19 protein-coding genes and 2 pseudogenes are annotated in these 22092 nt (G+C 40.3%); 14 read left to right on the forward strand and 7 right to left on the reverse strand.

Features of this window, described 5'->3' with window-relative positions:
- The first annotated feature begins 192 nt into the window (after positions 1-192).
- Positions 193-849: a Crp/Fnr family transcriptional regulator gene (locus ACTNC0_RS15850; protein WP_441088129.1), complete on the forward strand. Its 657-nt coding sequence runs from the start codon at positions 193-195 to the stop codon at positions 847-849.
- Positions 850-860: 11 nt separating this feature from the next.
- Positions 861-2021 carry an MBL fold metallo-hydrolase gene (locus ACTNC0_RS15855; RefSeq protein WP_441088130.1) on the forward strand — a complete coding sequence of 387 codons (1161 nt, stop codon included), beginning with the start codon at positions 861-863 and terminating at the stop codon, positions 2019-2021.
- A 259-nt stretch (positions 2022-2280) separates the two neighbouring features.
- Here the strand turns inward: ACTNC0_RS15855 and ACTNC0_RS15860 are convergent, their stop codons facing one another.
- From ACTNC0_RS15860 to ACTNC0_RS15885, 6 genes and pseudogenes are all read right to left on the reverse strand, one after another.
- Positions 2281-4548, reverse strand: a complete 2268-nt coding sequence (locus ACTNC0_RS15860) for a glycogen/starch/alpha-glucan phosphorylase (protein ID WP_441088131.1) — start codon at positions 4546-4548, stop codon at positions 2281-2283.
- Between the two features lie 170 nt (positions 4549-4718).
- Entirely contained in the window at positions 4719-5603 is an 885-nt protein-coding gene (locus tag ACTNC0_RS15865) for an AraC family transcriptional regulator (RefSeq protein WP_441088132.1), read from the reverse strand.
- 101 nt (positions 5604-5704) lie between these two features.
- Positions 5705-6823, reverse strand: a complete 1119-nt coding sequence (locus ACTNC0_RS15870; protein ID WP_441088133.1) for an ATP-binding protein — start codon at positions 6821-6823, stop codon at positions 5705-5707.
- Between the two features lie 656 nt (positions 6824-7479).
- Positions 7480-8211: a LytR/AlgR family response regulator transcription factor gene (locus ACTNC0_RS15875; protein WP_441088134.1), complete on the reverse strand. Its 732-nt coding sequence runs from the start codon at positions 8209-8211 to the stop codon at positions 7480-7482.
- A 466-nt stretch (positions 8212-8677) separates the two neighbouring features.
- A pseudogene (locus ACTNC0_RS15880) lies at positions 8678-9532 on the reverse strand (PD-(D/E)XK nuclease domain-containing protein); the annotation flags it as partial.
- Positions 9448-9639 carry a hypothetical protein gene (locus ACTNC0_RS15885; RefSeq protein WP_441088135.1) on the reverse strand — a complete coding sequence of 64 codons (192 nt, stop codon included), beginning with the start codon at positions 9637-9639 and terminating at the stop codon, positions 9448-9450. The pseudogene ACTNC0_RS15880 and the gene ACTNC0_RS15885, both read right to left, overlap by 85 nt.
- 460 nt (positions 9640-10099) lie before the next feature.
- Here ACTNC0_RS15885 and ACTNC0_RS15890 point away from each other — a divergent pair, with 460 nt between their 5' ends.
- The 5 genes from ACTNC0_RS15890 to ACTNC0_RS15910 are packed head-to-tail and all read left to right on the forward strand — an operon-like array spanning position 10100 to position 13182.
- The gene (locus tag ACTNC0_RS15890; protein ID WP_441088136.1) at positions 10100-10588 is read left to right on the forward strand and encodes a hypothetical protein; all 489 of its coding nucleotides are present in this window, start codon (positions 10100-10102) and stop codon (positions 10586-10588) included.
- A gap of 5 nt (positions 10589-10593) precedes the next feature.
- Positions 10594-10860, forward strand: a complete 267-nt coding sequence (locus ACTNC0_RS15895) for a leucine-rich repeat domain-containing protein (protein ID WP_441088150.1) — start codon at positions 10594-10596, stop codon at positions 10858-10860.
- A 22-nt stretch (positions 10861-10882) separates the two neighbouring features.
- Positions 10883-11542 (forward strand): hypothetical protein, encoded by a 660-nt coding sequence (locus tag ACTNC0_RS15900; protein WP_441088137.1) that lies wholly within the window; start codon positions 10883-10885, stop codon positions 11540-11542.
- Positions 11543-11570: 28 nt separating this feature from the next.
- Entirely contained in the window at positions 11571-12449 is an 879-nt protein-coding gene (locus ACTNC0_RS15905) for a hypothetical protein (protein WP_441088138.1), read from the forward strand.
- 58 nt (positions 12450-12507) lie between these two features.
- Positions 12508-13182, forward strand: coding sequence for a hypothetical protein (locus ACTNC0_RS15910; protein ID WP_441088139.1), 675 nt, complete (start codon positions 12508-12510; stop codon positions 13180-13182).
- Between the two features lie 76 nt (positions 13183-13258).
- Here the strand turns inward: ACTNC0_RS15910 and ACTNC0_RS15915 are convergent, their stop codons facing one another.
- Positions 13259-13555, reverse strand: coding sequence for a type II toxin-antitoxin system RelE/ParE family toxin (locus tag ACTNC0_RS15915; protein ID WP_441088140.1), 297 nt, complete (start codon positions 13553-13555; stop codon positions 13259-13261).
- A 290-nt stretch (positions 13556-13845) separates the two neighbouring features.
- On the opposite strand from ACTNC0_RS15915, the gene ACTNC0_RS15920 reads away from it, so the two are divergent.
- The 7 genes and pseudogenes from ACTNC0_RS15920 to ACTNC0_RS15950 all read left to right on the forward strand — a co-directional run bounded on the left by ACTNC0_RS15920 (position 13846) and on the right by ACTNC0_RS15950 (position 21703).
- Positions 13846-14829 carry a DUF3878 family protein gene (locus tag ACTNC0_RS15920; RefSeq protein ID WP_441088141.1) on the forward strand — a complete coding sequence of 328 codons (984 nt, stop codon included), beginning with the start codon at positions 13846-13848 and terminating at the stop codon, positions 14827-14829.
- A gap of 97 nt (positions 14830-14926) precedes the next feature.
- The gene (locus tag ACTNC0_RS15925) at positions 14927-15730 is read left to right on the forward strand and encodes an HD domain-containing protein (protein ID WP_441088142.1); all 804 of its coding nucleotides are present in this window, start codon (positions 14927-14929) and stop codon (positions 15728-15730) included.
- 59 nt (positions 15731-15789) lie between these two features.
- Positions 15790-16377 (forward strand): M48 family metallopeptidase, encoded by a 588-nt coding sequence (locus ACTNC0_RS15930; protein WP_055053344.1) that lies wholly within the window; start codon positions 15790-15792, stop codon positions 16375-16377.
- A gap of 76 nt (positions 16378-16453) precedes the next feature.
- Positions 16454-17680, forward strand: a pseudogene (locus tag ACTNC0_RS15935) (endonuclease Q family protein); the annotation flags it as partial.
- A 69-nt stretch (positions 17681-17749) separates the two neighbouring features.
- Complete coding sequence (locus ACTNC0_RS15940) at positions 17750-18208, forward strand: metallophosphoesterase family protein (RefSeq protein ID WP_441088143.1); 459 nt, start codon at positions 17750-17752, stop codon at positions 18206-18208.
- A 248-nt stretch (positions 18209-18456) separates the two neighbouring features.
- Entirely contained in the window at positions 18457-20649 is a 2193-nt protein-coding gene (locus ACTNC0_RS15945) for an alpha-galactosidase (protein ID WP_441088144.1), read from the forward strand.
- 46 nt (positions 20650-20695) lie between these two features.
- Complete coding sequence (locus tag ACTNC0_RS15950) at positions 20696-21703, forward strand: LacI family DNA-binding transcriptional regulator (protein ID WP_441088145.1); 1008 nt, start codon at positions 20696-20698, stop codon at positions 21701-21703.
- The last annotated feature ends 389 nt before the right edge of the window (positions 21704-22092 follow it).

The following is a 22092-nucleotide window of genomic DNA, read 5'->3' on the forward strand; positions in this document are numbered from 1 at the left end:
GAATCAACTTGTCAGCACACTTCTTTATTTTCCTCGCGTCCCTTATATATAATATCATAAACAAGCTCTGCTTGCATTTCTGTTTTTCCTATATTAAAATAAAATCAGCCGTTGTATTTACAACAAAGCATATAAAAAATAATGAAAAGGAGTAACTGTTCAGTATCTTCACAGTTACGAAAAGAAAACTATATGATAGATACAGAATTTCTATGCAGATCCCGTCTGTTCAGGGGATTTACAAAAGAAGAAATAACAAGTCTGCTGGAGTGCCTGAATGCCGCTGTCAAAACATACCGCAAAGGAGAATACATTTTCCGGGCAGGGGAAGTGACAGAGAATTTTGGAATGATCATAGAGGGAAAAGTTCAGATCATCAGTGATGACTACTGGGGGGAAAGACAGATTCTTGCCGGTTTTGAGAAAGGACAGCTTTTCGGAGAGGCATATGCATGTATGGAGAAAATGCCTCTTCTGGTCAGTGCGATAGCAGTAGAAGAATCTCAGGTTCTGATGCTGAATGCTCACAGAGTTCTTCAGACCTGCACCTCAGCCTGTGACTTTCACCGCAGACTGGTAGAAAATCTGGTAGGGATCCTGGCAAAGAAAAATCTCACACTTACCAGAAAAATCGACCAGATCAGCAAGAAAACAATCAGAGGAAAAGTGCTTGCCTATTTATCAAGTGAGGCAGGACAACAGGAAAGCAATGATATTACTGTTCCATTTAACAGACAGCAGCTGGCTGAATATCTGGCAGTTGACAGAAGTGCATTGTCGGCGGAATTGTCAAGGATGCAGAAAGAGGGTATTATCAGTTATAGAAAGAATCATTTTATTTTAAAATAAGAGGGAAAAGAATGAAAATACGAATGTATAATGTAGGCTTCGGAGACTGCTTCTGCCTCCGGGATAGAAAAAAGAGTCTGCTGGTGGATTTCGGAACTAATAACAGCAGAATAGAGGGTCGCCCGAGAAGAGAGATCTTTGATGTGATCATTTCGGATTTATCTACGATTAACTGTAAGAACCTGCTTCTGACACATTTCCATATGGATCATTTGTCAGGGCTTCTTTATATGATGAAGAACAGAGACAGTTCTCTGGACTTCGGGAAAATTTATCTGCCGGATGTGTTTTCAAAAGAGGAAATGAGCCGGACGCTTGTATTGCTGCTTCTGGCAGATCTGCTGAAGGAGTCAGGGCTTCCGAGCCGTCAGGTCAGCCTTTTTGCACTGGTGGATGCACTTCTGGAGAACAGACAGAATCTGGAACTGCTTTCTCGAGGTAAGATTTTTGAGGATAAATATCAGGCATTATGGCCGGATACGGATGTCATTCAGAGAGAAACAGATGAGGTATATAATGAGATCTGCAAAAACGAAAATCTTGCAGCGGTTATGGAAGAATTGCTGAATTTTGCAGAAAAACTGCGCAGGATCATCTGGTCTATGACAGAGGAAGGAAAGGCACAGACAGAGGAAGAACAGGAGAAGATTTCTCTGGCATATGTCTATGACCGGGAGTTTCGGAGGATTAAAGCGATACCTGAATTCAAAGAGCTTCTCAGTTTTCTGAATACAAATAAAGTTAATCTGAGACAGTTTAAACATAAGATCAGTATTGTTTTTCAGAATGCAAGAGACGGAGAACTGAACCTGTTGTTTACCGGAGATGTACAGCCGGGACATTTGAAGATGATCGCAGAAAATTATGATGGGAGGTTGCCGTTATATGAGCATTACTGGTGCATTAAAGTGCCACATCATGGAACTCAGGAACATTATTTTGATTTCTCGCAGTACGAACCGGAAAACATGATGATCTCTAATGGAATTCATTTTGCGAACAGTAAAAAAGAATCCAAAGAGTTGCGTACATCACCGCTTTATGGAGGATTATTTTACATCCCGGATACACATATGTATTGTTCTAACTGCGACTGTTGTGACTGCTATGAAAATGGCTGTTCCTGCAAAGAGGCAGATGTTATCTCGCCGGCGTACTATAAAGATATTTAAACTACTATAAAGATACTTAAACTATGAAATTGTCATTCTGCTATAAATAAGCAAAGTAAATTGTGGATATTTGTCCATTCACTTGAGAAGAATCAGGTAAGGTTTATTGAAGTAAAATCGAAGTAAGGTATGTTGCCGGGAACAAAAATGGATGGTAACGACTTTACAGAATTTACAAAAAACAGCAGGTATCCATATATTCCATTGAATATACAATACCTGCTGTTAGTTTTTATATGATAATAACTATGATATACGATTATTTCGCCGGTGTCAGGTGCCAGATATCATTGTTGTACTGCTCGATGGTTCTGTCTGAAGAGAAGAATCCGGCTTTGGCAATGTTGACCAGCATCTTCTTTGCCCATGTTTTTCTGTCTGCGTAATCAGCCAGTGCCTGATCTTTTTTCTCAACATAATCGTTGAAGTCAAGCAATGTCATGAACCAGTCTTTGCTTACCAGTTCGTGGTGCAGTCTTTCGAGATTTTCTTTGTGGCCAAGTGCCAGCATCTTTTCACTTACAATGAAGTCAACACATTCCTTGATGCGTTTGTCATTTTCATAAATATCTCTGGAGCAGTAGTCAGCTTTCTCGTAATGTTCGATAACTTTCTCACTGGATTCACCGAAAATATAGATGTTATCTTCACCGACCAGTTCGCTGATCTCAACATTAGCGCCATCCATAGTTCCCAGAGTAACGGCACCGTTCAGCATGAACTTCATGTTACCTGTACCACTTGCTTCTTTGGAAGCCAGGGAAATCTGCTCGGAAATATCGCATGCAGGGAATAATTTCTCAGCTGCAGATACATTGTAGTTCTGAACCATAACAAGCTTCATGTATGGTGCAACTTCCGGATCATCTTTGATGAGATCCTGAAGTGTAAGCAGAAGATGAATGATATCCTTTGCGATCACATAAGCAGGAGCTGCTTTTGCACCGAAGATAAAGGTTACAGGCTGAGATGGTTTTTTGCCACCCTTGATCTCCAGATATTTGCTGATGATGTACAGAGCATTTAACTGCTGACGTTTGTACTCATGGAGACGTTTGATCTGGATATCATAGATGCTGTTCTCATTAATTTCAACACCTGTGTTGGACAGGATAAATTCTTTACAGGTTTTCTTAGCTTCTGTTTTGATCTCAAGAAGCTTGTTCAGAACTGCCTCATCATCCTTATATTTCAGGAGATTTTCCAGAGCAGTTGCATTTGTTTTAAACTCATCACCGATCAGAGAGGTAATATAGTCTGTCAGCGGATGATTGCAGTGCATTAACCAGCGGCGGAATGTGATACCGTTAGTTTTGTTATTGAATTTCTCCGGATAAATATCATAGAAAGCTTTCAGCTCGCTTGTTTTCAGGATTTCTGTATGCAGGGCAGCAACACCGTTGATGGAGAATCCATAGTGGATATCCATATGTGCCATGTGAACCAGGTTGTTTTTGTCAATGATGGCTACATTTTCCTGAGGATATTTTGCTTTGATCTTTTCATCCAGCTTTTCGATGATTGGTACAAGGTGAGGAACTACATCAAGAAGGTAGTCCATTGGCCATTTTTCCAGAGCCTCTGCAAGGATAGTATGGTTTGTGTAAGCACATACTTTGGATACAATCTCAGCAGCCTCATCAAAGTCAATTCCACGCTTTGTCAGGAGACGGATCAGTTCAGGAATGACCATACTTGGGTGAGTATCGTTGATCTGGATCACTGCGTAGTCTGCAAGGTCATGCAGGTTGCAGCCTTTCTTTGTTGCTTCGTCAAGGATGAACTGTGCGGCATTGGATACCATGAAGTACTGCTGGAAGATACGGAGCTTACGTCCGTCATCATCGCTGTCATCCGGATACAGGAACAGTGTCAGGTTGTGAAGGATGTCCTTTTTGTTAAAGGAAATTCCATCGTGAACCATAGATTCATCTGCCAGATCAATGTCAAATAAGTGCAGATGAATGGATTTGTTATTGTAGCCTGCAACGTCGATATCGTACAGGGAAGATTTCAGTGAAAATCCGCGGAACGGTACAGTATAGGAAACACCTGCAGGTGTGAGCCAGCTGTGTTTTTCAATCCATGGGTTCGGAGTTTCCTTCTGAAGTCTGTTCTCAAAGAGCTGTTTGAAAAGACCCAGATGATAATTCAGACCAATACCTTCGCCCGGAAGACCGAGAGTTGCGATGGAATCCAGGAAGCATGCTGCCAGACGTCCAAGACCACCGTTTCCAAGAGATGGTTCCGGTTCAACTTCTTCGATGTCAGCGATGGCTTTTCCATTCTCTTTTAAGAATGCAGCAACATCATCATAGATTCCCAGATTGATCAGGTTGTTGGATAATAATTTACCGATCAGGAATTCTGCGGAAATGTAATAGATTTTCTTCTTTCCATCCTGATAGCCTTTTTCAAAGAGCTGATTTTTTGTATAGATTAATAATGCGTTGTAAATTTCTTCATTTGTGCACTGGCGTGCATTTTTCTTATACAGGTCATAGATGAGCTTTTCTAAATTTTCCATCGTAATCTCCCTTTCTGAAATAAATATGTGTTTTTTATGAGTTAGATTGCTTATTTTTTTTAGGTTTGAATAGTGTATTGTTTTTGGTTATATCAGTAAGAGAAGTTCTCTTGCTGACATCTATAACTATATCAGCAGTTTATTCAAAAAAATACAACAAAATTGCGATTTTATGACAGGTTTCTGCGAAACTTATGAGGAGACATTCCGGTTGCCTGCTGGAACTTCTTGATGAAATAGCTGGTGTTGTTGAAACCTACTTCCAGTGCGATCTCTGTGACAGAGGAGTAGGAATGCAGAAGCAGAGGCTTGGCTTTCTCGATGCGCAGGTCATTGATGTAGGCGATCAGAGTCTTGCCGGTATATTGCTTAAACAGTTTCATAAAGTAGTATTCGCTGTAATTGGAGAGCGCAGTGAGCTCTGCTGCGGTCAGTGACTGTGAATAATTGAGGTCGATGTAGTCCAGGATCTTTTTAATAGAAGCAAGACTCTTGTTCTCTTCCTTATCTGCGGGAGTGATGTAATTTCCCATGAGCATTTCGTAGAAAAAGCTGAAGAACAGAGCCTTTAATTTTACGAAATAATATGGCTTTTTTTCTTTATGGCAGGTATGGATCTTGTCAAAAAGCAGGCAGATATTTCCGTAATTCTCATCAGATCTGGAAATAATATGGGTAAATTCCGCCTGATTATCCATCAACAGGGAAATGACACGTTCCTGACATAAATCTCCCGCCGGGCCTGACAGGAAGTTCAGGTCAAAAACAATACTACGGAAATAAAGGATATTCTTCAGATCTGTTTTTATGCCATGGAGAACTCCACGGTTCACAATGATCAGGTCACCGGCCTTGACGCGGAGGATCTCTTTATTCAGACGGACCAGTCCGCTGCCGGATTCAATATAGATCAGTTCCATCTCGTCATGCCAGTGGTTGTAGAGGGAATGGAAGATTTCGCAGTTGTCTGTATAAGTTTCTATGGGAAGTTCAAAGGAGCCGTGAGAGCTTCGTTCTTTCAGGGTATCATCTACTTCGATCGTGGGAACCGGCATAGTGGAGTACCTCCTTTTATAAAATATCTGGATTATAAAGAATATTATGAAAGACAGAACACAGTCTGTCAAGCAGTGGGAAGATATGGAAAATTATAGAATCATAAAAATTTCAGCAGTACAATGGAGTCAAAATAATCTGTGCGGTCAAGCCACTGGTAAGCTCCGTCATATTTCTGGCAGATATCCTCTATGATAGACAGTCCAAATCCATGGGAGGGCAAGGGATTGTAAGATTCCTTTTTGGTAGTCTGATGGTTAAAAATCTGTTCCGGATTCTTAGTATTATGAAGATAGATGGACAGACATTCTCCGGAAAATTCTGTGGACAGACGGATAAAAGGCTTCTGGCTGCCGGACTGGAGACAGGCTTCTATGGCATTGTCCATCAGGTTAAAAAATACACTGCACAGATCTGTGATCTCTATGGAAAGTTTATCAGGCAGAAATATTTCATAGGAAACCTGAATATGATACTGTTCTGCCCGAAGTTTCTTTCCCTCCAGAATCGCCTGTATCAGGTTATCCTGAAAATAAGGATGAAAACGTTCCTTCTGAAAAGTCTGGCTGAAACTGTCAAGGGCAGCGGCCGCTTCCGGATATTTGTGATTGCTTAGTAAGTCCTGGATATGTGTCAGGGCAGACTCCGTTTTTCTCTGCAGTACATAGGTTTCTTCTGTGCGGAAATGAAGATGATCCATCTGCTCCTGCTCCATCTGATGCTGTTTTTGGAGCATGGAGAACTGAGAAGCTATCTGGATTTTTTTTAACTGGTCATTCAGTGTTTGGTAGAAAATGATGCAGATGAAGATCAGAAGAACTCCCAGGATAAAAAATTCCAGGCTGGTTTCCTGGGGGTAAAGTGTGGCCAGGAAATAAATAAGCTGAAACAGAAAAGTGCTGATGAAAAGCAGAGGGATTGACAGGAGCAGATTTTGGGGAGGATTTGCTGCAAAGTTTGCTGCTGGTGAATCTGTTTTTTCAAAAGTATGACTGGGAGTTGCTTTTGGGGAAAGCACAGATTCCAGATATTTGTCTGCTTCGCTGTAATTTTTGGCATTTATCAGATATGACAGAGAAAACAGGTGATTCTCTATATCATGGTTCCATTTGCGCAGGCTGGCGTATTCTGCACTTAGGGTTTTAGATGAATTTAACTGTTTCTTCAGAAGAAGAGCCTCCTGCTGATGCCAGATGTGTTTTTCATGTTGAAGGCGCAAGGTGCAGATTGCCCGATAGAACAGAAAAGATCCCAGTATACACAATACCCAATACAAAATGCAGAAAAAGATTCTAAGAAAAAGGGAGCACGGAAGTGCCAGCAGGTTATTGGCCAGTGCCGGAAGGATAACAGGAGAAAGCAGTTCAAAGAAAGTGACAGTTTTGAGATAGCTGAAACATTGCTGCAAAATATGGGCGACTTTTTCCAGCAGGAACAATCCAAGAGCCATATTAAAGAATTGGATGATTAGGAATTCTACTGGGGAGCACTGGGATCTCAGAGTGGAGGGAGTATACATAACAGCGGGAAACAGCAGATTATGGATCTGAAGAAAAACGCTGGAAGCAACGATTTCTGCACAGGTTTCTAATAGTACGAAAATAAAATAAATAGCCAGTTTTTGCAGAAAAGAGGCATGGAATCCAATAAAAACACAGCCCAGGATAAGAAACTGAATCAGGATCGTAAATTCTCCGCTGAGGGTGCTTCTCTTCATCAGAAAACACAGGCTCATGGGTAAAGTGAAAAGGATCAGCAGGAAAAACAGTGAGATTTTATTTCTCACAGGAAGTAGCCGTCTGGAAAAATAAAGGATTGCAAAATTGGTATAAACGGCTGCAAGAATATCCAGAAAAAGATTAATGACAGTTTCGCTCATGATTCTACCTCTTTGTGATGTACAAGTTTCATAAAAGCAAGGGAATCTTTTACAGACTGATAATAGGAACGGCTTACAGGTACAATATAACCTCCGGACAGCTGTATTCCCTGATGGCTGTAGGTGCATACTGCATGGAGGTTCACACAGAAACTGTTATGGCACCGGCAGAAATCCGGCTTCAGCTGTTCAGCCAGATCATGAAGCCGTTCTTTGGTTGTGTAAGCGTGATCTCTGGTGTGGATGATGGTTTGACGCAGATTACGCTCCAAATATAAAATTTCGGATTTTTGTACCTGATAATTTCTGGAATTCATGGAAAAGTACAGATATTGCTCCTGTCTGTCTACAAGTTTGCGGCAGGCTGCCTGTAATGCCAGTGGCAGATATTTGGGTATCTGCAGTTTATGGATGAAATATACATGCTCAGTCTCATATACAGCAGTGGCATATTGGAGATACTGGCTGATAAAAATAATCTGGGAGTCCGGACAAAGCTTATTGATCTGATCTGCCAGCGCAATACCATTCATAGAATTTTCGCCCAGATCAATATCCATTAAAATAATGGAATAAGGACAGCTGGATGCAGAATTGGAAATTGTTTTTAAAAGTTCATTTCCGGTAGAAAAATGGCAGGTCTGAAAAGCGTTTTCCGGCAAATCCCTGAGAATGGAGCAGATGATTTCATAATGCTGTGGATTGTCTTCGCAGATAGCAAGATTCATGGTTGGGGACTCCTTTTGTATATGGAAATATTTGCTGAAATATATGGGATTATCATACTGCAAAATGTGGAATTGTGCAATAGTTACTGTTCCTTGTGTTTTTGGAAACAGTAACGATAAAAGATGCAAAATATGTAGCAAACTATGTCTATTTGTGTCGATAAAGGTTATAGATGGAAGTTTCATGATATAATCGGCATATGGAAACGAAGGAGAAAATAAAAATCCTGAAGAACTTTTAACGCTGCGTATATGTTGAAATCATCTGGTTTCCATGGAAGAAGAAAAGAAAATATTATGAGAAAGATCATTTTATAAAAACAATATATAAGCAGCGTTTATGGAGCAATTGAGAAAAAAGATATAAAAATGTTTGTATTGGATGATGATGTGCGAACAATCCTCGAAGGCCGGAAACGGTTTTCGGGGATTGTTTGCTGTAGTATCATATTAATAAAGGTATTATCTATTTTTCAGAGTATTTTTCGATTACACAATTATGTGTTTTTTGCTTCTTATCATAAGAAATTCCAACAAGTAAAATATTGTCAGTATAATTTGCAACAGTCTCAGGGTACTGCCTGTTTTTTATCTGCCGGATTGCGGTTTGGGCATTTTGATTCCATTTTAACTCAACAACAAGTGCAGGGTAATCTCTGGAATATTCTGGCTTTGGAAGGTAGACAAAATCTGCAAAACCTCTGCCTGCAGGAAATTCACGTATAGGTTTAAAATAATACCGCATAGTGCTGAGATAACCGATGGACAGAATGCTGCTGAGGGAGTTTTCGTTGTTGTACTGAATAGCTGAAGCGTATTCATTGTGTATTTTTTCAATGGATCTGGCCACAGTGTCTGCGTCCATGTCCAGAGTGGCATCCAGCAACTCTGAGGATTCCTGCTGGAATGTCAGAAATTCATTCCATTTCTTTCGTTTAACAGCTTTGGCAAGTTCCTGACGGATTTCTTCATTTGGAACAAATGCAGAATGAGTGTCCTGATCATAACCCAGATATCCCAGATGGATCAGGCAGGTAAGAATATCATCTCTGCAGGTAAAGTTCACCATATCATTCCGGAAAGTCGTAGGATCGATTTCTACGGAATTACCGGACAACATTTCTATAATGGCAGTTTTGAGTCCGTCAAAATCCATATTGATCAGAGGCACAATTGCTTCGTAGGTTCCGGTATCCGACCAGTAGCTTTGGAATTTATTCCAGATCATTAATTCTACTACTGCTTTAGGATTGTATACCTGATATTGCTCAAGCAGATAACCGTCATACCAGTGCTTGGTTTTGGAGAAATCCCGGTGGTATCCATAACTTTATTTGTATATGCCAGCAAACCGGTTTTATCTACATAGATTTCTGAATTCAGCGCAACCTGAAAAGCACTGTTTCCGGAATTTACAAATCGTCCCATGGAAATGACTCCTTTCTGTTCAGTGATTTTTATCATGTATACTGATTGGTTTCTTTGTTCTATTGTAAAATGCTATATTCAGAATGTCAATGAGACATGGCAAAGATATCTGACATCTGATACAGGAGTGCAAGCTTCTTCTGATAAACTGAGGAGCAGTTATTCGGTGTAGAGCTGCGTAGCGAAGCGGATTGCGAATATCCGATTGACATACTCTAAATATGTAGTGAAATATGGTTATTTATGTAAATGGGAAAAATGTGTGACAAAAATATGTTACAATTTATCTATAGGTGAAGAATTTACAGATACATATAACATGATGTCTCTGAGTATCTGTTAATATTGCCTGAGCTGGAAAACCTTATAAGACACTCATGAAAACCAGAATGAAAAAGAAAAATATAAGAAATGATATATCGTCTTGGAGAACGTGAGAACAGTACAGGCAGGAAACTTCATGAAAAAAATAAGAAAAGAGGAGAAAAGCACGAAAAGAAAAAAGATAATAGGAATATTGCTGTCTATAGCTATGTCTGTTACAGGGCTGACTGGTGTTTCGGTATCGGCATGTGGTGCAGAATTTGGTGATGGTACGGAAATTAATGAAAACACAGAAACAGTTTCTGATAGTAATGTGCAGGAATCAAAAACAGAGAAAGATGTTATTTATGGAGACACTGAGGCAGAAGATGATTTTACGGATGGAGTGACAAGTGCTGAAGCCGCTGGAGAGCAGTTTTTGCCCGAGGAGAATGAAGAAACAGAATTTGAGACAGGAGAAGAGAACCAGACATTAAATGCTATGGCAGATGAAGCTTCTGGGATTTGTGGAGATAATTTAACATGGAGTATACAAAATGATACATTAACAATTAGTGGAAATGGCTGTTTGTCGGTAGGTGCTTCGGATACTCCAAGAGGCAAAAATGCGCCAGAGATGGATTAACTAAAATAGGAGAAGCTGCGTTTAGTCTTGCTAACATACAAAAAGTTGTGATGCCGGATAGTGTAGAAGTTATTGATGACTTTGCATTTAATATATGTTGGAAGTTAACAGAAGTTAAATTTTCTAAAAATTTGAAAACTATTGGAAATATGGCATTTAGAGAATGCGCCATGGCAGAATTGAATCTTCCGGAAGGATTGAAAAAAATAGGCGTTCAGGCATTTAATTCAGTTAAAACATATACATCACTGAAAATACCGATTATCATATGAAAGTAATGCGCCAGAAGCAACGGTGGATAAAGAAGGAAAAGTCACGTTGCATAACTGGGAGGATAATGTAATAAGTAAAGATGTTCAGATTACAATTGTTTCAAAAGCTACCAGAAATTATGAAAGTGCTACTGCGACAATAACATTAAAGATTAGTAAACTTCCACCAGATGAAATTTATTTAAAGCAACATACAGATATTACATGTACACTGTGTTCAGCAGTTATGATGCTTAGAAGAAAAGCTTGGTTGAACAATAAAGATTGGAAAGATATTACAGAAGAGGCTGTAGAGCCAATAGCTTGGGAAAACAGAAAGGATGGGGGGCTACGAGGGGAATTTGAATATAGGAATATGTCTGTTAAAAGGGGAAGCTTAGAAGACATTTCTGATAAAAAAGCATTTTTAATATCGATGTTGAATGAGCATCCGGAAGGAATCGTAATTTATGAAAATACAAAAGGAAAAGATAAGCAACACGCAGTATTATTAACGGACTATGACTATACTAATGAAAAATTTTATAGTGCTGATCCTGATTGTAATTATAAGCGTCCAAAGGGAAGGATAGCTCTTACCGATACTTATATTGCGGAGTTATGTGGTAAGAAAGAAAATCAGGATATAGATCCAGATATAATTATAAATTCTCTAGGAGCATACTGGTATATAGAAAAATAAACCACAAGATGAATATATGGAGGAAACTATGGCAAGAAGTAAATGTAACTTTCAACTATCACTAATACTTATAATGTTGGTGCTGAACCTGAGTCTGATAAAAACTCATCCTGTCAGTGCAGCCAGCTCCATACCGGTAGATTTGGAAACAGGTTATACATATACCTATTACGATGTTACCGGTGATGGAAGAAAAGATAATTTTACAGTAAAGGCAGTCAGTCTGGATACTTATTATACTGGTGATGGATATTATAATGCAGTTTATCTTTGCGTAAATGGAAAAGGGCAATACATAAAACTCAAAAATATGCAAATGCCATTTTACAGCCTGAAAGCCAGATTATATATCTTTGATAATGCCAGACCATTATTATATCTTAGTGCCAAGAGTGATAATGATCATAAATTTATAAATGGTATTTTACGGTATGAAAATGGTAGATGGAAATATCTGTTGGATATGACGAAGGCTTTTGAAGATTATAAACAGTATGCCCGCGGTGAAGTAATCGACAACAGTGGAAATAATCTGAAAGTACGTTATGAAGTTATGTGTTGGACAATAGGTTTCTGCAGGCTGGACTATACATATATCTATAAAAATGGTGTGTTAAAACCTGTGAGCAGTTATGGAAAAATAATTGATTATCGTACCAGGTATAATGGTGATCGCACACTTGTAGCCAATAAATCAATCCGGGCATATAAAAAGTGCGGAGGCGGCGGAACATCTTTTGTTCTTCGAAAAGGAAACAAAGCAACTGTGCAAAAATGGAGATACACAGGAGGCAGACTTTATATCAGCTTAAAATATGGATCAAAGACCGGCTGGATCAACGGGCAGAAACAGAAAAATTTTGTATCATCAGAACAGCAGTGGTTTTCCAATCTTCCATATGTATAAACAGAATGTGATTTATGGGCAGGTACAGGGATTTATTCAGATGGAAGGAGACAGAAAAATGAATATGAAAAGAATATTTCAAAAAATAATTGTGGTATTATTGGCAGCAGTGTTATGGATATTACCGATACAATCTGTACAGGCGGCTGGTATGTCATATAGTAAGGCGTCACAGTTATATACTGAGGCACAGTGTCAATGGATTGCTCATCCTCGAAAAGTTAAAATAACTGATGATTTGCGGGCCCGTTCAGGATGGTTTGGAAATGACACAGGAAAAAAAGTAGACTTACACAGGCCATTTTGTTCGGATATGTCCCATTGGATACGGACAGATTTGAGCGGAGATGGAGTACCGGAGTATCTTGCAGTGATACCGGGTGGTCAATTGATAATCTTGACAATCTATAAAAATAAAGTAAAGGTTCTGGCTGTTTTGCAGACTACAAGTATCATGCCGGACGTTTATTATAACCGTCAGAATAATACATTTACGATTGCCGCTTCAATAACAGCACGGCTTACATCCAGAAATGTATATAAAATCCAGAAAGGAAAACTGTACCGTCTGGCAACATTATCAGATGCTATAGGGCAGATGAATGGATATGGTTATGTACCCGTCAACAGATATTTAAATGGGAAACAGGTTTCTAAGAGCAAATATAACAGATATTACAAAAAATACTGTAAAAATATGCAAATTATTAACTGGAAAGGAGCACAGGAATAAATTTTGTCAATAGAATAATCCCCTGGAAGTACTGATTAACTTCCGGGGGATTATCTTGTGATACAAATATGTACTGTTATATAGTGCGTATATAACGTTTTAACTCCTCGTAAAAATTTTCTCTGGTTCCGGCCATGATAACGATGATTATCAAATCATCAAGCTGTCTCACCCGATATGCCAGTTCATAATTAGTTTTATTATAATAAATGTCATAACCGTACATTCCTGCCAGATCACTTGTCTTTTCTTCGCCGATGGAATAATCTTCACATATCATTTCAATAGCTTCTTTGTACAGAGATTTCAGCTTTTTATCTTTGAGTTCGTTCAGAAATTTTGCTGCAGGTGGAAGGATCTGTACCTGTGGCATTTTTCATCCTCCGTTCCGAAAACATCCTCTAAGGAGTATCCTCCTGATTTAGATTCTGCGACCCGGTCTGCTTCGGCAAATTCACCACTGGTATTTTTTTTAACAGAAAAATTTTTCTATTTGGCAGAAAATATGATTAGTGATATCATAAAAATATATCTGTAAAATTGTGCAAATGTATCCTGCTTCTGCGTTGCAGTAATTCCATGAAACGATGCAATGGATTCTCTTATCAAGTGTGTTAAACAGAATCGGCGAAAGACATTGTACAGAAACAGCAGGAATTAAGGATGGAAGATATAATGGAAGACAATTTTGAAAAATTAAATCTGCTTCTGGAGCAGGAACTGTGTGAGTTTGTGGATATTCCGGATGGTTTTACCGGACAGACGGAGAGTGGAGAGCTACGTCTGATCTATCTGATGAATGATGCGGTGGAGAGTTTTCTGGTTCTGAAAAATGCCAGGATGACGGGAAATTATGTCAGGGATTATGAAGGGGAATTTGAGGGCTCTTTAGAAAGAACAGACAGGGATTTATGTGAGGCAGAGTATATTCTGGTGGTTCATCAGGGGCAAAATGTGTTTACTGTATTTTTTGAAGATATCTTGCTAGAAATACATCTGTATAATTATGGAGAGCTGGGACATTTCTGGGTGAAGGGCTATGAAAATCTCAGGGTAATGGAGTATCAGATTGCCATATTGCGGGATAAATATGAGTATCTGGGAGAAAAATATTGCACTGAGCAGGAACGAAAACTGGCGATGCTGCGGGATTTCCCACCGTTAAATTATCTTTTTTATCCGGCAGTACCGGAAAAGTATATTGTTCCGGTGGACAATCCATGGGAGGTAACGGCGGAAGCACTGGCAGTTATGCAGGAACTGGCAGAAAAAGCAGGAGATGAAAAGCTGGGAAAAATGCTCAGGCGTTATGAAACAAATCCGGATATGTCAAATGCCAGAAAAATTGCAGGAATGTTTTGGAAGAGAAACCATTTACCGGTGGTTACTTTGTTGGGAGAAAAAATCAGGGAAGCAGCATCGGTCTATCCGGACAGAGATTTTGGCAGAAAACAGAATAAATATCTGCATGAATTGATGGAAAAAGCTGAACGAAGAAAAGAAGAATTGGAAGCAGAGAATGTTCAGACTCTGATCTACAGAGAAGAACCTTTCATTTATGACTGTGATTCCATATCGTTTCAGGTATATCTTATGATTGTGAGAAAAGGTGTATGGAAGCAGAAAATAATGGTTGAGAAAATATAATTCTTTGGATAAAGCCCTTATAATTTATGTAAAGTATGTTGTAGTTGTTTTTGTGCAAAGTAGTCCGAACAGGAATAAAGAAGGGATTATAATAATAATGGATAAATTATTAGACTTAACAAGAGACTTTGATGCAGCGAAAGCTGCTTTTGAAGCATATCTGGATGAATATGACAGAGCGGATGATAAGATTCATCTGAAAATCGTACATACTTATGGAGTGGTTGATGCAGCAGAGGACATTGCCCGCCGTATGGGGCTGGATGAGGAAGATGTACAGCTGGCGAAGGTAATCGGATTGCTCCATGATATTGGAAGATTTGAACAGATCAGGAGATTTGACAGTTTTGAACCGGGAACCATGGAGCATGCAGCATATGGTGCACAGCTTCTGTTCGGACCGGAGAAAATGATCCGCAGATTTGTGAAGGATGACAGGTTTGACAGTCTGATCTGCACTGCGATTGAGAAGCACAGTGATTTCAAACTGGAAGGAATTACGGACGAGAGAACCCTGCTTCATGCAAAGTTAATCCGAGATGCAGACAAGCTGGATAATTGCAGGGTAAAGCTGGAAGAGTCAATGGAAACACTTCTGGGAGTGGATGAGAAGGGTGTTGGTGAAGGAGTAATCGCGCCAAAGGTATGGGAGTCCTGTATGGCAAAGGAATCTGTATTATCTTCAGACAGAGTTTCAAAAGTGGACTACTGGATTTCCTATATTGCTCAGTATTATGACATCAATTTCCCGGAAACCTATGAGATCATGGGTGAGCATGATTATGTGAAACGGATTATGGACAGGGTTCCCTATGCATTACCGGAAACACAGGAAAAGATGGATATTCTGGCAGCAGAGATGGAGAAATATATGGATGAGAAAATTCGAAACAAAAAATAAAAATTGCGAAAAGCAATAAACAGTGGGTGGGGACATATGAAAAGATAAGAGTGAACAAAATGGATATGGATAAAACAGAGAAGAATCAGGAGAAATTCACCTGCGGAGAATTCGAATATCAGGTCATAAGAAGTGCCAGAAAAACCATGACTCTGGAGGTTCGCAGGGATGGAAACGTAATCGTTCGCGCACCTCTCCGTACAGGTCTGCCGAGGATCAAAAGATTTGTAAACCAGAAGCAGGAGTGGGTTCTGGGATGTCTGGAACGGACAAAAGAATACCGGGAACAGAAGCCGCTGAGCGCAGATCTGAGCGAATCGAAACGAAATGTCTATATACGAAAAGCAAAAGAAACGATTACCAAAAGAGTTTCTTATTTTGCCAGACTCATGGGCGTTTCTTACCGCAATATCACCATCAGAGAACAGAAAACAAGATGGGGAAGCTGTAGCAGTGAGAAGAATCTGAACTTTAACTGGAAACTGATACTGGCACCTCCGGAAGTGCTGGATTATGTAGTGGTACATGAACTCTGCCATCTGAAGGAAATGAATCATTCGAAGGCATTCTGGGACGAGGTCGGGAAAGTAATGCCGGAGTATGAGACGTACAAGTTGTGGCTGAAAGAAAACGGATGGAAGTTATAAATATATCTTTGGGTGTTGATATTTTATAACTTTTGAAAAGAAATACTTTGATGTGAATTTAAGGGGATAAATGTTAATGAAAATGATAGCTGATCTGCACATTCATTCCAGATTTTCCATGGCGACAAGCAAAGAGGGCACGCCTGAAAATCTGGATTTCTGGGCGAGAAAGAAAGGAATTTCACTGATTGGAACAGGTGATTTCACGCATCCGGTATGGAGAGAAGAACTGAAGGAGAGAATTGTTTCAGAGGGAAACGGCCTGTATCGCCTCAGAGATGCATATGTAAAAGAAGAAAGCCGGAAGTTCCCGGGAGAAGGAACACGTTTTGTTGTCTCCGGGGAAATCAGTTCTATTTATAAGAAGAATGGAAAGACCAGAAAAGTACACAATGTGATTCTACTTCCAAGTCTGGAGGCAGCAGATGCCATGGCGCAGCGTCTGAGGAAAATCGGAAATATTCACTCTGACGGCCGCCCGATTCTGGGTCTGGACAGTCATGATCTTCTGGAAATGATGCTGGATGTATGCCCGGAAGGAATTCTGATCCCGGCTCATATCTGGACACCCCATTTCTCTGTATTAGGTGCGAAATCAGGATTTGATTCTGTAGAAGAATGTTTCGAAGAGCTGACACCATATGTGCATGCATTGGAAACCGGACTTTCCTCTGACCCGGCTATGAACTGGAGAATTTCCAAACTGGACCGCTATCAGCTTGTATCCAATTCAGATGCACATTCCCCGTCTAAGCTGGGGCGCGAGGCGAATCTGTTGGATATTGACTGTTCCTATGAAGGACTTTATCGGGCAATCCAGACTGGCGAAGGGCTGGAAGGAACAGTAGAATTTTTTCCTGAAGAGGGGAAATATCATTTCGATGGTCACAGAAAATGTGGTGTATCATTAAGCCCGGTGGAAGCAGAACGGCTTGGAGGAATCTGTCCTGTCTGCGGAAAGAAGCTGACCATGGGCGTAGATCACAGAGTAGAACAGCTTGCAGACAGAGCGGAAGGTTTTGTGAAAAAAGATGGTAAGAAATATGAAAGCCTTGTACCTCTGCCGGAAGTGATCTCTACATGTATGGGCTATTCCACTGCAAGTAAGAAAGTGCAGGGGTGTTTTGAACAGATGATTCAGACACTGGGGACAGAATTCGACATTCTGCGAAATGTACCGTCAGAAGATATTAAATCCTGTGCAGGAGAACGGATTGCGGAAGGAATTGAAAATGTAAGAACCGGAAATGTGAAGAGAATTCCGGGGTATGATGGGGAATATGGAAAGATTGAATTGTTTGATGAAAATTAAACATAGAATGATGAAATTATAAAACGGCCTATAAGAGAATGATTAGCGAGGAAATAGTGTATGAAGAAAATAGGGATTATTTCAGATACCCATGGCCTGCTCAGGCCGGAAATACTGGAAATTTTAAAGGGTTGTGACTGTATTATCCATGCAGGTGACGTAAACAAACCGGAAATTCTGGATAAACTGCGTATGATGGGTTCTATTTATGTAGTCCGAGGAAATAACGACAAAGATTGGGCAGAGGGAATGGCGAAAACCTTACACTTTACCATAGAAGGGGTAAAATTTTTCATGACTCACAATAAAAAAGATGTGGACTGGGATTTAAAAGACACACAGGTAGTCATCTTCGGACACACCCATAAATACTTCGAAAAAATGATAGACAACCGTCTATGGCTAAACCCGGGAAGTTGCGGCCCCAGACGCTTCGACCAGGAGATTACCATGGCAGTAATGACAGTCGATAATGGAACCTATCAGTGGGAAAAGGTTGCTATGATCCCGAAAAAGTAGTATAAATATCAGAGCAAAACTTCTTTTTGAAAATCAATCATGAGTTTTCGAAAAGAAGTTTTTTTATTTTGTTCTTTTTGTCAGTTTTTCCACTTCTTTTTTGTTGGGTTTGTCGAACTTAAAAAATTAAGTTGACTGAAATTAATAATTAAGTATACTGAAACTGAAGACATCGACAGAAAACACAGACAGAACCATTGCGGAATTGCTGTTACCAGCAGCCGCACAACAGAAAGAAAGGAGCAGACATGGCTGTTCAGTTTAATGAAGACAAGAAAATATTCCGTCTGGATACGGAAAAAAGTACTTACTTAATGGGATTAACCCCGGAAGGATATCTGGGACATATTTATTATGGTGACAGGCTATATAAAGAAACAGAGAATTATATGCTGCGTATGGAGGAACCGCCGTACACGCCATCTGTAAATAAAAGGGAGAAATCCTCTTTCCTGGACAGTTTTCCGATGGAGTATCCCACAGGAGGCATCGGAGATTATCGCGAAAGCTGCCTGAATGTGCGCAAGGAAGCAGGACAGATGGGATGTGAGATTCACTACGTCTCCCACGAAATTTATAATGGAAAAAAAACACTCAAAGGACTTCCGGCATCTTTCGGTACAGAGGAAGAAGTACAGACTCTGGATATCCTCTGCGAGGATGAGATTCTGGGACTGCAGGTAGTGTTAAGTTATTCTGTATTTGAAAAAGGGAACGTGATCACCAGAAGTGTGAAATTAATTAATAAGGGTGATCAGAAGCTTAAAATTGAGAAAATCTACAGTGCATGTCTGGATATGGATAACGAGAACTTCGAGATGCTGACACTTCATGGTTCCTGGGCAAGAGAGCGTCACATCCAGCAGGGACCGCTCCGTTACGGAAAACAGATGGTATCCTCTGCAAAAGGAGAGTCCAGTCATCAGGAGCATCCATTTGTGGCTCTGGTAACACCGGGAACTACTCAGCAGCAGGGCAAAGTTTACGGAATGCATTTCGTATATTCCGGAAACTTTATCGGACAGGCAGAGTTAAACCAGTTTGATTCTGTTCGTACAGTTATGGGTATCAACAAAGAAGAATTCGGCTGGATCCTGAAAGCAGGAGAAGAATTTCAGGCACCGGAAGTTGTTATGACTTATTCTCATGAAGGCCTGGGAGAAATGACCAGAAGCTATCATGATTTCTACAGAAACCATATGATCAGAAGCAAATATCTTCATAAGAAGAGACCAATCCTGATCAATAACTGGGAAGCTACCTATTTTGATTTCAACACTGATAAGCTGTTAGATATCGCAAGAGAAGCGAAGTCCTGCGGTATTGAGATGCTGGTTATGGATGACGGCTGGTTTGGCGTGAGAAACAGCGATAACTGTTCTCTTGGCGACTGGAAGGTCAACACAGATAAGATCACAGGCGGCCTGAAACATCTGGTAGATGAAGTAAACAAGATCGGTCTTGAGTTTGGTATCTGGTTTGAACCGGAGATGATTTCTCCCAATTCTGATCTTTACAGGGCGCATCCGGAATGGGCAATTCAGATTCCGGGAAGAGAAGCAACACAGAGCAGACAGCAGTATGTCCTTGATCTTTCCAGATCGGAAGTATTGGATTATGTATATGAAAGCGTGGCTTCTATCTTAAGAAGTGCCAATATTGCTTATGTGAAATGGGACATGAATCGTCAGTTAAGTGACCTGGGAAGCACTTATCTGGGAGCGGAAGAGCAGCAGGAACTTTTCCATCGTTATGTTCTGGGCGTTTATGCACTGCAGGAGAGACTGGTTACAGAATTCCCTGACCTTCTTCTGGAAAATTGTTCCGGAGGTGGTGCGCGTTTCGACCCGGGTATGTTATACTATAGTCCACAAATCTGGTGTTCTGATGACACAGATGCCATCGAGCGTCTGATGATCCAGGAAGGAACTTCTCTGATCTATCCGCTGTCCACTATGGGTGCTCATGTCAGCGACTGCCCGAACCATACAGTTGGCAGGGTGACACCCTTCGAGACAAGAGGACATGTGGCGCTGGCGGGTACCTTTGGATACGAACTGGATGTGACAAAGATTCCGGAAGAAGACAGAAGGATGATCCCGGAGCAGACAAAGATGTACCACAAATATCATGAACTGGTGTGTGAGGGGGACTACTACAGAATCGCTTCCTACAGAGAGAACCATCTGTATGACTGCTGGGCAGTAGCTGCAAAAGATAAGAGCGAAGTTCTGGTAACTTATGTGCATGTACTCAGCATACCCAATGCCCACAGCAGAAGAATTTTTCTGCAGGGATTTGAGCCGGAGGCTGTCTATGCGCTTGAGGGAACAGAGGAAAAATATACAGGTGAAATGTTGATGAAGTGCGGTTTTCTCATAAAAGGCTTCTGGGGAGATTTTAAAAGTAAGCTGTATCACTTTGTGAGAGTAAGCGAGTAAGTAGTGTTGCGATGGTATTCTTGAATGGGAAAGGAAAAATGATGTGATGGGAAAAGTAAGGATGGCTGATATTGCTGCAAAGGTAGGAGTCAGTACAGTGACAGTCCATAATGCCCTGTCAGGCAACAAAGGAGTCAGTGATGAGATGCGGGAAAAAATCCAGAAAGTTGCAGATGAGATGGGGTATCATCAGATGTCAGCGGCTGCCAAGAGAGAACGCAACAAAGGCGGCCTGAGAAACATCGGGGTTATTATTTCTGAAAAGTATCTGGCTACTTATACGACGTTTTACTGGAAAATGTATCAGGAGCTTGCGCTGATCGCTACCGATAAGGGATGTATGGTTGCTGTAGAAATCCTGAAGCATGAGATGGAAGATAATTTTATTCTTCCAAGAATTCAGGAGGAGCATACAGTGGATGCCCTGATCGTAATGGGAGAGATCAGCAGAGAGTACATACATTTTATGAAGGAACGTACAGATGTGCCAGTGATCTTTCTGGACTTCTATGATAAAGAGTTGGCGAATGATGCAGTTATTACAGATAACTTCTATGGAATGTATCTGATGACAGGATATTTGTTTGAACAGGGACTTACGAAGATGGCTTATGTTGGTTCCGTTCATGCGACCAGCAGTATTATGGACCGTTATTGTGGTTTTTACAAAGCTCAGCTGGAACATGGGCAGAATCTGCCGGAAGAGTGGTTGATTGAGGACCGTGATGAAAAGGGGAGTATGAGTATTAAACTGCCGGAGCACATGCCGGAAGCATTTGTATGTAACTGTGACCTTGCCGCCGGAATGGTGATCATGGAACTTGAGAAACGAGGATATCGTGTTCCGGAGGATGTCTCTGTTGTTGGATTTGATAATTATCTGTATCCGGGATTCCCTGACAAGAAGATTACCAGTTATGAAGTAAATACACAGGCAATGGTAAAAGTGGCACTGGAGAAAGCACTGAAACAGATTAAGAATCCATCTTCAGGCAGAGGTCTGAGTATTGTTTCCGGAAAGATCATAGAGAAAGAAAGCGTTCGCAGGAAATAGTGTGAGAGCAACAGTTAAAATAGAAACCGAAGGAAAGTCAAAAAGAACAGCTTCTGTTAACCTATTTGAAAAAAGGGCCAGGAACTTTTTTTCTTGTAGTTTTGCACAAAATCTCAACTTAAATATTTTGGATTCTTAACAAAAACGAATATTTAAGTAAAAACAGTTTGATACTTAAATTGAATATGTTAGAATTAAATTGACTTAAAAAGTAAGTGGTTTAAGAAAACTTAAGGGGACGTAAGAAAACGAGAAATGCAAACCAGAAAGAACCTTAAGAACGATTAAACAGTAACTTACTAAGACTTCCCATACCCCAAATGGGCTTCGCACCTTGAAAATTCAATATTTCAGCTAACAAAATAGCAATTTATGCCATCGCAGTCCCT

Origin of the sequence: Blautia sp. HCP3S3_B11 (assembly GCF_052064435.1) — a bacterium.
GTDB lineage: Bacteria > Bacillota > Clostridia > Lachnospirales > Lachnospiraceae > Blautia_A.

Bases quoted from the DNA above. Each gene is read 5' to 3' on its own strand.
- ACTNC0_RS15850 (WP_441088129.1), top strand. From the start codon at position 193: ATGATAGATACAGAATTTCTATGCAGATCCCGTCTGTTCAGGGGATTT.
- ACTNC0_RS15855 (WP_441088130.1), top strand. From the start codon at position 861: ATGAAAATACGAATGTATAATGTAGGCTTCGGAGACTGCTTCTGCCTC.
- ACTNC0_RS15860 (WP_441088131.1), bottom strand. From the start codon at position 4,548: ATGGAAAATTTAGAAAAGCTCATCTATGACCTGTATAAGAAAAATGCA.
- ACTNC0_RS15865 (WP_441088132.1), bottom strand. From the start codon at position 5,603: ATGCCGGTTCCCACGATCGAAGTAGATGATACCCTGAAAGAACGAAGC.
- ACTNC0_RS15875 (WP_441088134.1), bottom strand. From the start codon at position 8,211: ATGAATCTTGCTATCTGCGAAGACAATCCACAGCATTATGAAATCATC.
- ACTNC0_RS15885 (WP_441088135.1), bottom strand. From the start codon at position 9,639: ATGGGACGATTTGTAAATTCCGGAAACAGTGCTTTTCAGGTTGCGCTG.
- ACTNC0_RS15890 (WP_441088136.1), top strand. From the start codon at position 10,100: ATGAAAAAAATAAGAAAAGAGGAGAAAAGCACGAAAAGAAAAAAGATA.
- ACTNC0_RS15905 (WP_441088138.1), top strand. From the start codon at position 11,571: ATGGCAAGAAGTAAATGTAACTTTCAACTATCACTAATACTTATAATG.
- ACTNC0_RS15910 (WP_441088139.1), top strand. From the start codon at position 12,508: ATGAATATGAAAAGAATATTTCAAAAAATAATTGTGGTATTATTGGCA.
- ACTNC0_RS15915 (WP_441088140.1), bottom strand. From the start codon at position 13,555: ATGCCACAGGTACAGATCCTTCCACCTGCAGCAAAATTTCTGAACGAA.
- ACTNC0_RS15920 (WP_441088141.1), top strand. From the start codon at position 13,846: ATGGAAGATATAATGGAAGACAATTTTGAAAAATTAAATCTGCTTCTG.
- ACTNC0_RS15925 (WP_441088142.1), top strand. From the start codon at position 14,927: ATGGATAAATTATTAGACTTAACAAGAGACTTTGATGCAGCGAAAGCT.
- ACTNC0_RS15930 (WP_055053344.1), top strand. From the start codon at position 15,790: ATGGATATGGATAAAACAGAGAAGAATCAGGAGAAATTCACCTGCGGA.
- ACTNC0_RS15940 (WP_441088143.1), top strand. From the start codon at position 17,750: ATGAAGAAAATAGGGATTATTTCAGATACCCATGGCCTGCTCAGGCCG.
- ACTNC0_RS15945 (WP_441088144.1), top strand. From the start codon at position 18,457: ATGGCTGTTCAGTTTAATGAAGACAAGAAAATATTCCGTCTGGATACG.
- ACTNC0_RS15950 (WP_441088145.1), top strand. From the start codon at position 20,696: ATGGGAAAAGTAAGGATGGCTGATATTGCTGCAAAGGTAGGAGTCAGT.